We start from the raw sequence: 12,685 nt of genomic DNA on the forward strand, positions 1-12,685 counted from the left end.
GGTGCGGTGGGAAGTGGTCACTTCTGGTTGATGCGGTGCACTTGCGTGTTGCTGCGGGCCGCGAGCTTGCGCAGCGCCGTCGCTGAAGCGGCCACAACGGACAGCTTGATCAGGAGTTTGACCGTGCGGTTCCTGGCGTTGCTCATGGTGTGGTGGCTCTTTCGGCTGCGTGAGCGAATGTGGGGAGCAGTGAGTCCAGGAACCCGGTCACCACCGCGTGGAAGGCGTTCGGGCGTTCCTCCTGCGGGTGGTGGGACACGCGGTCCATGACGTGCAGGTTTCCCCGCGGCACCATGCGGGCCAGCATCAGCGGGTAGTCCGGGGTGAGGAAGGCGTCGTGCATGCCCCAGACGAACAGCACGGGTGCCTGGATCCGCCCGAGTTCCCCGGTGAGGTCCTGCCATTCGCCGCGTGGTGAGTCCGACATCGCGGCGAGTTCCCGTTCTCCGGGGTCGAGGCTCTGCTGGTACCGGAGATCCAGCGTTTCCGCCGGCAGCTCGTCACCGTCGTACCATTCGAGCCTGGTGATCAGCTGACGCATCTTCTCGCGCGTCGGCCCCTCGCCTCCGTAGTAGACGTCGCGGGCGTTGCGACCGCGGCGTCCGCCTTCGGGAAGCGGCGCGAGAGGGCCGTAGAACACCGGCATGCTCCCGGTCACCACCAGGGCGCCGACCCGGTCCGGGTACTTCGCGGCGAGGTTGAGCGCGATGGTGCCGCCCCACGAGTTGCAGACGAAGTCGGCGCGCTCCACGCCGAGGGTGTCGAGCAGTGCCACGGTCTTGGCCGCGTGGTGGTCCCACATCGGGCCGGTGATGCGCGACTTCGCCGACTTGCCGTACTGCTGGATGTCCACCAGCAGGCAGCGGCGGTCGGCGGCGAACAGCGGCGCGACCGGTCCGAAGTCGCTCCACGCGGTGCAGCCGGGGCCGCCACCGTGCAGGAAGACGGTGTCGGAGCCGCTACCGAGGTCGTGGTAGTGGTAGCGGATTCCGCCTCCGTCCGCGTAGTGGCTTTCGGGCGGTGGTGTCATGGAAGTCCCTTCGTCATTCGCCGGGGGCCTGGCTGCCGGTGGCGGACAGGGCGATGCGCGCCAGCACCTCGCAGAGGCGGCGCATGGCACGGACGTCGACGGTGTTCATGCCGCGGCTGAAGTCGACCTCGAACTCCTCCGTGGTCACCTTCGGCATTCCGATGCGGACAGAGGGAATTCCCCTGGCGCGCAGGATGTTCGAGTCGGTCGCACCGCTGTTGTCCGGCACCGGCTGGTGAGGTGTTCCGGCGGTCTGCTCCCACGCGGAGACCGCGGTGCGCACGATCGGAGCGGTGGGCGGGGTGTGACTGCCGGGTATCGCCAGCACGAGCTCGACTTCCAGGTCGGCTTCAAGCTCGGCCGACAGGTGCGCCACGTACGCCGCGAGTTCCCGTTTGGCCGCCAACGGCGTGACCCCGGGGGCGATGCGCAGGTCGAGCCGGATCCGGCACACCGCGGGCGTGACCGCGGGCATCCGTTCCCATCCGCCCGCGATCGACCCGATCACACCCTGCGGCGCGGCCGTGGCGGTCCGGTGCCGGGCGGGGTAGTCGGCCAGCCACGCTTCGAGCCTGGTCACCACCTCGGCGGCGGTGACGACCGGGTTGCGGTAGGGCAGCCGGTGGCGGCTGCCGGAGTAGGTGTGGATGCCGGGCACGGTGATCTCGAACCAGCACAGCCCCACCTCCTCGTGAGCCACGAAGTCGCCGGGCTTGGCGATCACGGCGTGGTCGGTGTGCCACCCGCGCTCCAGCAGGAACGAGCAGCCGACGCCGTGGCCGGTGTTGGCCCGTGCCGGGTATGTCGGGGCCTCGATCGCGTTGGTGGGCATGCCGCCGGCGCCGAATGCCACGACGACGTCGCCGGGCAGCTCCGGGCCGACGGATCCCAGCGCCTCGGCGACCACCAGGACGCACGCCGCGTGGCCTTTCGGGTTGCTGGCGCCGAGACCCGACACGAACGGCCCCTCGTCGCGGGCCTCGGACAGCATGTCGGGTCGCAGTTGCGGGCCGATCCACGGCACGTCGAGCTCGGGGGTCCCGGTGGTGAGCGTGTCGATCGGTGCGTAGAGCATCAGATCCGCACCACCACCGCGCCCGTGGAGCCTGCCGACCGCGTTGGCCTGGAACTCGTCGAGATGCTGGGTCGTGGCCTGGAACCCGGCGGCCGCCAGGCGCCGCGAGAGCAGGCCGGCCAGCGGAGCCTCGCGGCCGGTCGGGCTCGGCACCGCGGTCACCGAGCGCGCGGCTTCCCGGAGCCGGTCCTCGGTGACGTGCTCCAGCACTCGCGCCAGCGCTTCGTGCTGCTCCGCGGGGCCGGTGCGGGTCATGGCGACACCTCCTGACCGACCGCCGGATCGATCACCGCGACCCCCATCCCGGTGAGCCATTCGGGCATCGGCGAGTAGGCGAGGCTGCGTCCGGGCGCGAAGCCCAGCGCCGCCGCCATGACGAGCCAGGTGCGCAGCTCCTGCCCGCCGTTGCCGGCGGCCTTGCCGATCTCGTCGCTGCTCATCCCCGCGTACTGCTCCAGCAGGCCGCGTTCGAGGTCGGCGAGGAACCGCTCGTCGAACTCCGGGAAGATCACCGGCTGGGCCGCGGTGATGATCTCGCGGCGGCGGGCGTCGTAGCGCTCCCACTCGCCCCGGCCGTTGAGCCAGGCCTCGACGAGGAACTCCTCGTCGGCGCCTTCGGGCGCCCGCCAGTCGGCGGGCCACGGCAACTGGTGGGACAGACCTCCCGAGGCGATGACCACGACCCGGTGGTCCTCGGGCAACGCCTCGACGGCGGCGGCGAGGTTGCGGCCCAGCTCGGCACTGCGGTCGGCCCGCGGCAGCGGGGCCGCGAACACGTTCACCACCAGTGGGACGACGGGCACGTCGAGCCCGTCCAGGAGGTACTGGATGGCGTGGGTCTGACCGTGGTCGATCTGGAGGCGGGCGGAGATCGCGACCTCGGTGCCGCGCTCGACGAGTTCCTCGGCGAGCGCCTGCGCGAAGGCCGGGTCGCTGTGTTGCGGGCCGGAGGGCGTCCCGGCCTCGCCGGCGCCGATGACCTCGCCGACGCCGAGCGTGAACGCGGGGATCATGTCGAGCCAGAACCCGCGGAAGTGGTTCGACCCGACGATGATCGCGATGTCGGGCCGTGCGGCCTCGACTGCGTCCCGCGCCGTGGCCAGCGCGTCGCGGAAGCGCTCCGCGCGGTCGGTGTGCACGACCTGGTCCCAGTGCGTGTTCATCAGAGTGGAGTGGGAGGCTCCGACCCCGAGCACGATCCGTGCCATGTGCCTTGCTCCCGTCGACGGTGCCCGGGTGGGCTGGGTGGTCAGTTCTCGGTCGGTGCCGCGGCCGGTTCGATGCCCTCGCCGCGCAGCCGCTCCGCCCGCTCCTCGCACGTGTCCTCGGCGAGCTTGCGCCACTTGAGCAGGGAGTCGTCCGGGCGGTAGAGCTTCTCCGGCGGCGCGTCGGTCACCTCGACCATCCACTTGTCCTGCGCCGAGAACTGGCCGTGGAACAGCCAGCGGACGAACCCGAGGTACTTGAGGTAGAAGGGGATCGTCCTGATGCCCCGGTCGAAGCTCGCCATCACACCGACGTAGAGGTGGTTGTCGTTGTCGACCGGGACGTAGAACTCGTAGTGGATGAACGTCGGGTACACGATCCGCAGCACGCCGGGCATGCTGACCGACGCGAAACCGGGGAACTCCTGGGCGGCGATCACCGGGTTCACCTCGCGGTGGGTGCTGGTGTTGCCGATGTTGCCGACCTTGCTCGGCGGCTTCATCTTGTACCAGGCCTGGCTGCTCCACCTGCCCAGCCCGGGGAAATCGGCGTCCCAGTACTGCTTTTCCTGCACGCGGTAGATCCACCGTCCACGTTGGATGATCCGGGTCTCGTTCCACACCGGCATCGGTTTGAACAGCCGCCACAGGGAGGTGCGGTGCAGGTACTTGGCGTGCCCCTCGTCGTAGCCGTTCTCGCAGGCGAACCGCCAGTTCCCCTCTCTCGGCTGGATGCGGGAGCCGACCACGGCGGCGTTGCCGACGAGCTCCTCGGGCAGCTGCTCGTCGATGGGCGGGGCCTGCTCGCCGTCGCCGACGAACACCCACACCATGCCGAGCCGTTCGGCGACGTCGTAGGTCGGCTGGACCACCTTGCCGCAGATGGGGGAGTGCGGGCCGTCGGTGATGGCGGCCTTGAGCTCACCGCTTTCCAGGTCGAAGGTCCAGCCGTGGTAGGGACAGGAGATGGTGCCCGGGAACTGCTGGTTGCCCTCGCTCAGCGGGACGCCCCGGTGCGGGCAGCGGTCCTTCAGCGCGTACACCCGGCCGCCGTCGCGGATCAGCACGATCTTGCGACCGAGCAGCGTGATCTGCTTCGGCTTGCTGCCGAAGCGCGACGAATAGCCGACGGGGTACCAGTAACCCCGGAAACCCGAGGCTGCCGCCTGGTAGTGCGGCCAGCTCGACCAGTCCTGCCGTCCCGGCAGCTTGCCCAGCCGCGACGGGCGTCGGCGGGGTGTGGTGGCGCTGTCCCCGTTTCTTGCGTCCATGAGAACTCCAATCGATGTTCGACGCCCACGAACGGGGCCTGCTCGGCGCGAGACCGGAACCTGCCAGGAGTCCACCACCGAGGGGGTTGGAGCCCAAGGGCGGTGGTCCGCTGACCGGACCGCCACCGTGCAACGGGCGGGTGGTCCGTTCACCGGTCCGCGATCTGGGGATGGCGGGCGCCGGCGCGCCTAGTGTGCGGACGCAGAGCGCCGGACGACGTCCGTCCATTTCAGACAGAGTGACTGCCGGAGGTCGGCACCATGACCACATCGCCCATCACCACCGACATACTTCTGGTCGGCGCGGGCCCGACGGGCCTCTACGGTGCGTACTGCGCCGGTTTCCGCGGGCTGCGCACGCTCGTAGTCGACGGCCTGCCGCAACCCGGTGGGCAGATCTCCGCGTTGTACCCGGAGAAGGAGATCGCGGACGTGGCGGGAATCCCGCGGATGCGGGGCCGTGACTTCGTCGCCGCGTTGCTGGAGCAGGCCGGGAGGTACGAGCCGGAGTACCTGCTCGGCAGGCAGGCGGTGTCGTTGACCCGCGGCCCGGCGGGGCGGCCTCAGGTGACGCTGTCCGACGGGCAGGTCGTCGACGCCGGCGCGATGGTCGTCACCGCCGGGATCGGCACGTTCAACCCGCGTCCCCTGCCTGCAGGCGAGGAGTTCCTGGGACGCGGCCTGAGCTACTTCGTCGCCGACCCGGTCGCCCACGCCGGCCAGGACGTCCTGGTCGTGGGCGGTGGTGACAGCGCGGTGGACTGGGCGCTCGCGCTGCGGGCGATCGCCCGCTCGGTAACCCTGGTGCACCGCCGTTCGGCGTTCCGCGCGCACGCCGCGAACGTCACCGCCGTGGCCGCGTCGGGCACACGGATCATCACCGATGCCGAGGTCGAGGCGCTCACCGGCGACGCGGCGGTCCGCCAGGCGCGCATCCGGGTGCGTGGCGAGGACCGGCCGCAGGTGCTCGCCGTGGACAGCGTCATCGCGGCCCTGGGCTTCGTCAGCAACCTCGGCCCGCTCGCCGACTGGGGCCTGGACCTGCGAGGACGTTCCATCCTGGTCGACACCCGGATGCGCACCAGCCTCGACCGCGTCTACGCGGCCGGGGACGTCACCGAGTACGAGGGCAAGGTCCGCCTGATGTCGGTCGGCTTCGGGGAGGTCGCGACCGCGGTCAACAACGCCGCGGTGCGGCTCGACCCGGAGCTGTCCCTGTTTCCCGGTCACTCCACCGAGAACTCCTGACCAACCACCGGAGGTAGAACCATGGCCTACGTCATCGGAGCCGGCTGCGTCGACGTGACCGACCGCGCCTGCCTGGACGTCTGCCCCGTCGACTGCATCTACGTGGGCGACCGCAAGAGCTACATCAACGCCGCCGAGTGCATCGACTGCGGCGCGTGCGAACCCGAATGCCCGGTCGACGCGATCTTCGCCGACCGCAAGGCCCGCTCCGACGAGAGCAAGGCCGTGTTCGTCGCCGACTCGATCGCGTTCTTCGAGCAGGCGCTGCCGGGCCGGGATGCGCCCCTGGGCAACCCGGGCGGTGCCGCAGCCGTCGGGGAGGTGGGCGTCGACACGCCGATGGTCAGCGCCTTGTGAGTGCGAGGAGGGCGCCGGGCCACCCGGCGCCCTCCTCGCACGTCCCGAGCCGGTCAGCGGCCGGTGAATTCGGGTGGCCTCTTGTCCAGGAACGCCTGCAGCCCTTCGGCCGCGTCATCGGTCCGGATGAGCTCGTGCACACCTTTCTCCTCGTGGGCGAGGGCCTGTTCGACCGGCAGACCGAAGCCCTCGTCGACGACGCGCTTGAGCAGCCCGATCGCCGCGGTCGGCTTGGCCGCCAGCCGCCGTGCCTCCTCCGCCACGACGCCGTCGAACTCGTCGGAATCCACGACCAGGTCGACCAGTCCGAGCTCGAGCGCGCGCTGCGGCGTGAGACGGCTGCCCTCGATCATCAGCCGTTTGGCCAGGTGCGGGCCGACCAGCCGGGGAAGGCGCTGGCTGCCGCCGGCTCCCGGGAACAGGCCGAGCGCGATCTCCGGGAACCCGAAGCTCGCGGTAGCCGACAGGATGCGCAGGTCGCAGGCGAGCGAGAGCTCCGCCCCGCCGCCGAGGGCATGGCCGTTCATCGCCGCGACAACGGGTTTGGGGGCCAGCTCCAGAATTCGTTGCACGTCGATCCAGCGCCGCATCTCGGCGTGGTTGGCCGCCGAGAGGTCGCGCATCACCGCGATGTCGGCGCCTGCGATGAAGAACCTGCCCGTGCCCGTGATGACGAGGCACCGGACCTCGGGGTCGGACACCAGTGGCGGCAGCACCGCGAGGAACTCGGCGATCACCGCCGGGTCGACGGCGTTGGCCGGTGGACGGTCGATCCGGACGGTGGCCACGCCACCTTCCCGGGTGACCTCCAGGACCGGGGCTGAGAGTCGATCACTCACGCGCACTCCTCGTTCACTCGGTGACCCCGGCGGCGTCGAGAGCCGCCAGCTGCTCGTCTCCCAGGCCCAGCAGCTCGCCCAGGATCGCGGCCGTGTCCTGGCCCAGCAGCGGTGCCGGGGACGTGAGCGCTCCGGGTGTCGCCGACAGCCGCGCGACGATGCCTTCGTGGCGGACCGCGCCGGCGATCGGATGCTCGAGCGTCTGGTAGAAACCGCGGGCTCTTAGCTGCTCGTCGGCTTCGACCAGATCTCGGCCGGTGGCAACCACCGCTGCCGGTACTCCCAGCTCTTGGAGTCGCGTGGCCAACTCCTCGGCTCGCCGGCGTCGGGTCCACGCGGCCAGCGCGGCGTCGATCTCGTCCTCGGCGGCACGGCGGTGTTCGAGGTCGCCGTCGCCCGGGAGCTGTGCCAGGTCCCGCAGTGCGCGCCACTGCGCGTCATCGCGCACTGAGATCGCGACCCAGCGATCCTCGCCGGCGGCGGGGTAGACGCCGTGCGGTACGGCGAGTGGGGAGCGGTTCGGGTGCTCGGTGGTGCGTGTGGCGGGCGGCGATTGCGCGAGCGTCGGCTCGACGACGGCCGGTCCCATGGTCGAGGCCATCGCCTCCAGCTGCGACAGGTCGATGTGCCCGCCCTGCTGCCGGGTGAGCAGCTCCAGGGTCGCCACCACCGCCGCGTTGGCCGCGACCATGTCGCCGAGGCCGAAGACCAGGCCCTGCGGTGGCTCACCGGGGTCGCGCGTCTCGCTCGACAAGCCCGACATCGCGGCGAGTGTGTCGGCGAAGGTCACCGCGTGACGCCACGGCCCGGTGTGACCCACCCCGGACATCGACACCAGGATCACGCCCGGGTTGGTCCGCCGCAGCGAGTCGTAGTCCACGCCCCACTTCGCCAGCACCCCTGGGCTGAAGTTCTCCACGACGATGTCGCAGCGCGCCGCCAGGTCGCGCAGCAGCCGCTGCCCGTCCGGGGTGCGCAGGTTGAGCGCGACGCTTCGCTTGTTGCGGTTGAAGTTCAGGAAGTACCCGCTGTCGTCCGGTCCGGTGCCCGGCCGCAACCGCATCGACGGCGAGAACCGGGTCGGATCGTGCCGGTGCCTCGACTCGACCTTGATGACCTCGGCGCCGTGCTCGGCGAGCAGTTTGGTGGCGTACGGACCGGCGAGGACCCAGGTGAGGTCCAGAACGCGGAGCCCGTCGAGCGCGCGGGAAGAGGTGGCCGGACCCGGCCGGTCTTGCCGACCGCGCGGGCCCGGCGTGGCCCACGCCGAGGACGCCGGGACTTCCCGCAGGGTGCCGAGTGCGACCGGGCGCGGAAGACCTGGTGCGTCCCAAGGGAATCCGGCGTTCTCGACGTGTTCCCCGGCCCCGGTCACCGTGGCGAAGAACCGCCGGTCCCGCAGTTGCGCGTTGTCGGCCAGCCGGGCGGGCGGAGCCACTTCCGCCCAGGGCAGCGCCCGTGCCCGGCCCTGTTCGGCGATCTCGCGGGCGGTTCGCTTGGCGACGAACCGGGCTACCAACTCGTCCACGTGCGGACGGCCTTCCCAGCGCAGCACCGGGTCGCTCCAGCGTTCTTCGAGGAGGTCGCCGGCTTCGCCTTCCTCCGCGAGCCAGGCCAGCAGGTCGGTCCACATGCGCTCGCTGCCCGAGTAGCCACCCGCCACGTAGCCGTCGGACGCGGCGAAGATCCGGTGCGCGACGTGCTCGTAGACCCCGCCGTTGCGCACCGGGTAGCGGCCGGCGTGGATCCAGGCGATCGCCGCGGTCTCCAGCGTCGCGGCGACGGCCTCCTGCGCCGACACGTCCACCAGCTGCCCCGTCCCCGTTCGGTCGCGGGCGAGCACGCCCAGTTGCGCGGCGATCGCGGCGTGCGCTCCGGCGAGCTGCACGGCCTGCTCGCGGGGCGGTGGTTTGGGCTGCCCGCTCGCGTGGCCGCCCAGCCAGGTCATTCCGCCGGCGGAGGCCAGCACCAGGTCGTCGCCCAGCCAGTCGCGGCGCGGTCCGGTCAGCCCGAACGGCGTGACGACGACGTGGACCGCGTGCGGCCAGCGGGACGTGCCGTCCTCGCGCACACCGCGCAGCTGCGCCTGCGGACCGCTCTCCAGCACGACGTCCGCCGCCTCGGCGAGCGAGTCGAGCGCACCCGCGGCCGACGGGTCGTCCGGAAGCCTCGCCCACCGCTTCCCGGCGTGCCAGTGGACACGAGCCGCGGGGTCCAGCGCCTCGTCCGGATCGACGCGCACGACATCGGCGCCGAGCCCGACCAGCAGCCGCGCTCCCTGGAAGGCCAGCTCGTCGGTGAGGTCGAGGACGCGCAAAGGGGCGTCCGGGGACGGAGAAGCCACGTGTTCTCCCAATCGACGACAGGTGGGTGGGGGCCCTCACGTTAGGCCGGGGTGGACGCGCTTCCGAGATCTCCGGTCTGCCCAGCGGACCACCGACGACCGCGGAGAGGCCGGTACGGCGTCAGGACGTGGCGGCTTCGGCGTCCCACGTCGACCGGTCGACACCACGCGCGACGAGCGCCGACTTGACCACCTTGCCGTTGGGGTTGCGGGGCAGCTCCGGCGCTATCCGCACGTAACGCGGCACCGCGTGCCGGGGTAGCCGTGCCCGGCACCAGTCGCGCACGGCCGGGCCGTCGACTCCGGTGCCGGGCGCGACGAGGACCACGAGCAGCTCTTCCTCCGTCAGCTCGGACACCACGCCCAGCGCCGCCGCGTCGACCACGCCGGGCATGGTGAGCAGGACCTGCTCGACGTCCCATGCCGCGATGTTCTCCCCGCGCCTGCGCACCACGTCGGCCCGTCTGCCCGCGAAGGTCAGGTAGCCGTGCTCGTCGAGGAGTCCGCGGTCTCCGGTTCGGAACCAGCCGTCCCGCAGGACCGCCGCGGTTGCCGACGGATCACCCGCGTAGCCGCCGAACATCATGTGCGGCAAGCGTGGGCGCGCCGCGATCTGGCCGACCTCGCCCGGTGCAAGGGTGCGGCCTTCCTCGTCGACGATGGCGACCTCGTACTCCGGTACGGCACGTCCGGCAGTACCGGGGCGCCAGGATTCCGGGGTGTTGGCGGCGACGTCGCCGAGTTCGGTGCAGGCGTAGGCCTCCAGCGCGCGCACGCCGAACCGGTCGTGGAACCGGCGCGCGAGCTCCACCGGCGCCGGAGCGCCGTAGGCCAGCCGCACGGCGTGGTCGTCGTCCGCGGGTGCGGGCGGCCGGCGATCGAGGATCGCCAGCATCGCGCCCATGAAGTTGAACGCCGAAACCCGCTCGGCGCGGCAGACTTCCCAGAAGCGGGAGGCCGAGAACCGCGTGTGCGCCACCAACCGCGCGCCGGACAGCAAGGCGGGCAGCAGCGCGGCGTGGCGAACGTTGATGTGGTTCCACGGGAACACGTTGAACAACACGTCGCCTGGCCCGTAACGCATGGTCGCGCGGACCCGGCTCGCGTGGCGGACCGCCGCGAAGTGGGGGAGGACGGCGGCTTTCGGCCTGCCGGTCGTGCCCGAGGTGGAAAGGACGGCCAGCGGGTCACCGGGACGTGGCCGCCGGTCACCGCCACCCGGCGCGCTCGGCAGCTCGTCGAGGAAGGGCACCCCTGCTGGTCCGGGCAGCTCCGAGTCCTGGACCAGCACGACGCGCGGTACTGCGACGAACAGTTCCGCCAGCGCCTCGTTCGCCGCGAGCGCGGCCGTACCGACGACGAGCACGTCTGCGTGCGTAGCCCGCAGCACCGCCTCGGCGGCCGGCGCGCTCACGTCGAGCGCGAGCGGTACCTCCACTGCCCCGCACCGGGCGAGGCCGAAGATCAGGTCCACGGCCGCGCGCCCAGGGCGCACGCAGGTGGCGATCGGGGTTCCCGGGGACGCGATCCGCGCGATCCGCGCCGCGACCCTCCGCGCACCGGCGTGGACCTCTCCCACCCGCAGCCGGGAGCCGTCCTCGAAACGTACGAGTTCGGCGTCCGGGGTGGCCTGGGCTCGGCGATCCAGGACGTCGATGAGCGTTTCCGCCGTGTCTGCGGGCAGAACGTCGTGCTCGTTCAGAGCTGCCCTCCACCGGTCCGCGGATGGTCTGCTCCACCTTCGCTTCGGGGCCGGGCCCTGACCACGGGGGCGTTTCGCTCAGCGGACTCGTGCCTGAGTTGGCATGCCCGTTCCCGGCGCCTCGGACTAAGCTCCCCGAGATGATCGAGGACCGTCGGCCCTCCAGCCCCGAGCCGGTAGGAGGCGAACGGGTGAGCGCGACGGCGCCGACCGCGTCTCAACCGACCGGCGCGGCGAAGTCCACCCGCGAACGGCTGCTCGACGCCGCCATCGACATCGCCGCGCGGCACGGCACGCACATGGTGACCTACCGCTCGGTCGCTGCCGAGGCGTCGGTCACCCACGGGCTGGTCCGGCACTACTTCGGCACCCGCGAAGCCATGCTGGCCGAGGCGATGCGCGTCGCGGCGAGCAGGAGCGCCGACGACCTCATGCGCTCCGCCCTGCATTCCGCCGACTTCGCCCGCGGCATGATCGAGACCCTGCGGGAGAACCGGCCCCGGCATGTCCTGCGGTTCGACGTGAAGCTCAACGCGATCCGCGGTCTCGGGGACCGGCGCGCGGCCGTGGACGGCTACGAGCGGTCCATCTCCGAGATCGCAGGCACGCTCCGGGATCTCGGCATCGCCGACCCCCACGGGCACTGGGCCGCGCTCGTGGAGTCGGCCCTGGACGGTCTCATCCTGCAGCACCTGCTCTACGACTCGCCGCAGCGCACCGAGGGAGTCCTTCGCCGGGTCCGGGAACTGCTCGACTTGCTGGCGAGCCGTCAGCACCGCGCAGATGCGGTCGGACATCCGCGGCCGTGAGCATCGCGCGGTCCATCGCCCTCGCGATCACGGCGGCGGCCGAGTGCAGTTCGGGCAGCAGCCGCCGCGGCACGAGCCGGGTGGCCGCCGCGGTGGCCGACACGGCGGCGTGGACCGTGCCGTCGGAACCGGTCACGGGAACGGCGACGCTGCCGAATCCCGCAAGCATTTCCTCGATCTCGATCGCGAAACCGCGGGCACGGACGGAGCCGAGCTGGCGTCTGAGCGCTTCGACCGACGACACCGTGCGCGAGGTCAGGTGCGGCAGTCCGGTCCGCGCGAGACGATCGAGGTGCTCGTCGAGGTCCGGGGACGTCGCCAGCAGCAGCTTGCCGGTGGCGGTGCAGAACGCGGGCAACCTGCCACCGATCCGGGAGTGGCTGTGGATGTTGGCTTCCCCCGCGAGCTTCTCCAGGTAGAGCACGTGGCTGCCGTCGAGCACGGCGAGGTGGATCGTCGCGCGCGTGGCCGCGAAGAGGTCGGTGAGGGGCGGCCGGGCGACGGCGCGCAGCACGGCTGAGGCGGGCACCCGCTGGCCTAGCTCGAAGATCCGCATTCCGAGCTGGTAGGAGTCGCCCCTGCGCTCCAGCAACCCCCATCGCACCAGCTCCTGCGCGAGCCGGTAGGCCGATGCCTTGGGGACTCCCGACCGGCGGCTCAGCTCGGTGAGGCGCAGCTGGAACGCGCCGGACTCGAACGCGCCCAGCAGGAGCTGCGCCTTGCCCAGCACCGAGCTGGGGCATGCCTGGTCGTCGTCGCGCTGCCCGCCTTCGACCGGGGAATCCTGCGTCGGCATCGGGCCTCC

Annotated in this window: 11 protein-coding genes and 1 pseudogene; 3 read left to right on the forward strand and 9 right to left on the reverse strand. The window is 71.6% G+C overall.

What is annotated here, in order from left to right:
- Window positions 1-17: 17 nt before the first annotated feature.
- The 5 genes from HUO13_RS38090 to HUO13_RS15625 are packed head-to-tail and all read right to left on the reverse strand — an operon-like array spanning window position 18 to window position 4,581.
- Window positions 18-146, reverse strand: coding sequence for a hypothetical protein (locus HUO13_RS38090; RefSeq protein WP_282976631.1), 129 nt, complete (start codon window positions 144-146; stop codon window positions 18-20).
- The gene (locus tag HUO13_RS15610) at window positions 143-1,030 is read right to left on the reverse strand and encodes an alpha/beta fold hydrolase (protein WP_211902057.1); all 888 of its coding nucleotides are present in this window, start codon (window positions 1,028-1,030) and stop codon (window positions 143-145) included. Before HUO13_RS15610 ends, HUO13_RS38090 begins: the two co-directional genes overlap by 4 nt.
- A 13-nt stretch (window positions 1,031-1,043) precedes the next feature.
- Complete coding sequence (locus tag HUO13_RS15615; protein WP_211902058.1) at window positions 1,044-2,360, reverse strand: M20 family metallopeptidase; 1,317 nt, start codon at window positions 2,358-2,360, stop codon at window positions 1,044-1,046.
- Complete coding sequence (locus tag HUO13_RS15620; RefSeq protein WP_211902059.1) at window positions 2,357-3,313, reverse strand: hypothetical protein; 957 nt, start codon at window positions 3,311-3,313, stop codon at window positions 2,357-2,359. Before HUO13_RS15620 ends, HUO13_RS15615 begins: the two co-directional genes overlap by 4 nt.
- Window positions 3,314-3,354: 41 nt before the next feature.
- On the reverse strand, window positions 3,355-4,581 hold the full coding sequence (locus tag HUO13_RS15625; RefSeq protein ID WP_211902060.1) for a Rieske 2Fe-2S domain-containing protein: 1,227 nt from the start codon (window positions 4,579-4,581) through the stop codon (window positions 3,355-3,357).
- 261 nt (window positions 4,582-4,842) lie between these two features.
- On the opposite strand from HUO13_RS15625, the gene HUO13_RS15630 reads away from it, so the two are divergent.
- A complete protein-coding gene (locus tag HUO13_RS15630) occupies window positions 4,843-5,829 on the forward strand; it encodes an NAD(P)/FAD-dependent oxidoreductase (protein ID WP_211902061.1) in 987 nt (328 codons plus the stop codon).
- 21 nt (window positions 5,830-5,850) lie between these two features.
- On the forward strand, window positions 5,851-6,186 hold the full coding sequence (locus HUO13_RS15635) for an indolepyruvate ferredoxin oxidoreductase subunit alpha (protein WP_211902062.1): 336 nt from the start codon (window positions 5,851-5,853) through the stop codon (window positions 6,184-6,186).
- A gap of 53 nt (window positions 6,187-6,239) precedes the next feature.
- On the opposite strand, the gene HUO13_RS15640 is transcribed toward HUO13_RS15635, so the two are convergent.
- The 3 genes from HUO13_RS15640 to HUO13_RS15650 form a co-directional block, all read right to left on the reverse strand.
- On the reverse strand, window positions 6,240-7,025 hold the full coding sequence (locus HUO13_RS15640; RefSeq protein WP_211902063.1) for an enoyl-CoA hydratase/isomerase family protein: 786 nt from the start codon (window positions 7,023-7,025) through the stop codon (window positions 6,240-6,242).
- Between the two features lie 13 nt (window positions 7,026-7,038).
- Window positions 7,039-9,369 carry a CaiB/BaiF CoA-transferase family protein gene (locus HUO13_RS15645; protein ID WP_211902064.1) on the reverse strand — a complete coding sequence of 777 codons (2,331 nt, stop codon included), beginning with the start codon at window positions 9,367-9,369 and terminating at the stop codon, window positions 7,039-7,041.
- A gap of 121 nt (window positions 9,370-9,490) precedes the next feature.
- Window positions 9,491-11,071: an AMP-binding protein gene (locus HUO13_RS15650; protein ID WP_349253383.1), complete on the reverse strand. Its 1,581-nt coding sequence runs from the start codon at window positions 11,069-11,071 to the stop codon at window positions 9,491-9,493.
- A gap of 140 nt (window positions 11,072-11,211) precedes the next feature.
- Between HUO13_RS15650 and HUO13_RS37445 the strand changes: the two genes are divergently transcribed.
- The gene (locus HUO13_RS37445) at window positions 11,212-11,880 is read left to right on the forward strand and encodes a TetR/AcrR family transcriptional regulator (protein ID WP_249124871.1); all 669 of its coding nucleotides are present in this window, start codon (window positions 11,212-11,214) and stop codon (window positions 11,878-11,880) included.
- A 31-nt stretch (window positions 11,881-11,911) separates the two neighbouring features.
- On the opposite strand, the pseudogene HUO13_RS15655 reads toward HUO13_RS37445, so the two are convergent.
- Window positions 11,912-12,676: pseudogene (locus HUO13_RS15655) on the reverse strand (IclR family transcriptional regulator); the annotation flags it as partial.
- Between the last annotated feature and the right edge of the window lie 9 nt (window positions 12,677-12,685).

This window comes from Saccharopolyspora erythraea, assembly GCF_018141105.1.
Lineage (GTDB): Bacteria > Actinomycetota > Actinomycetes > Mycobacteriales > Pseudonocardiaceae > Saccharopolyspora_D > Saccharopolyspora_D erythraea_A.

Coding starts and splice junctions, on each gene's coding strand:
- HUO13_RS38090 (WP_282976631.1), bottom strand. CDS start 146: ATGAGCAACGCCAGGAACCGCACGGTCAAACTCCTGATCAAGCTGTCC.
- HUO13_RS15610 (WP_211902057.1), bottom strand. CDS start 1,030: ATGACACCACCGCCCGAAAGCCACTACGCGGACGGAGGCGGAATCCGC.
- HUO13_RS15615 (WP_211902058.1), bottom strand. CDS start 2,360: ATGACCCGCACCGGCCCCGCGGAGCAGCACGAAGCGCTGGCGCGAGTG.
- HUO13_RS15620 (WP_211902059.1), bottom strand. CDS start 3,313: ATGGCACGGATCGTGCTCGGGGTCGGAGCCTCCCACTCCACTCTGATG.
- HUO13_RS15625 (WP_211902060.1), bottom strand. CDS start 4,581: ATGGACGCAAGAAACGGGGACAGCGCCACCACACCCCGCCGACGCCCG.
- HUO13_RS15630 (WP_211902061.1), top strand. CDS start 4,843: ATGACCACATCGCCCATCACCACCGACATACTTCTGGTCGGCGCGGGC.
- HUO13_RS15635 (WP_211902062.1), top strand. CDS start 5,851: ATGGCCTACGTCATCGGAGCCGGCTGCGTCGACGTGACCGACCGCGCC.
- HUO13_RS37445 (WP_249124871.1), top strand. CDS start 11,212: ATGATCGAGGACCGTCGGCCCTCCAGCCCCGAGCCGGTAGGAGGCGAA.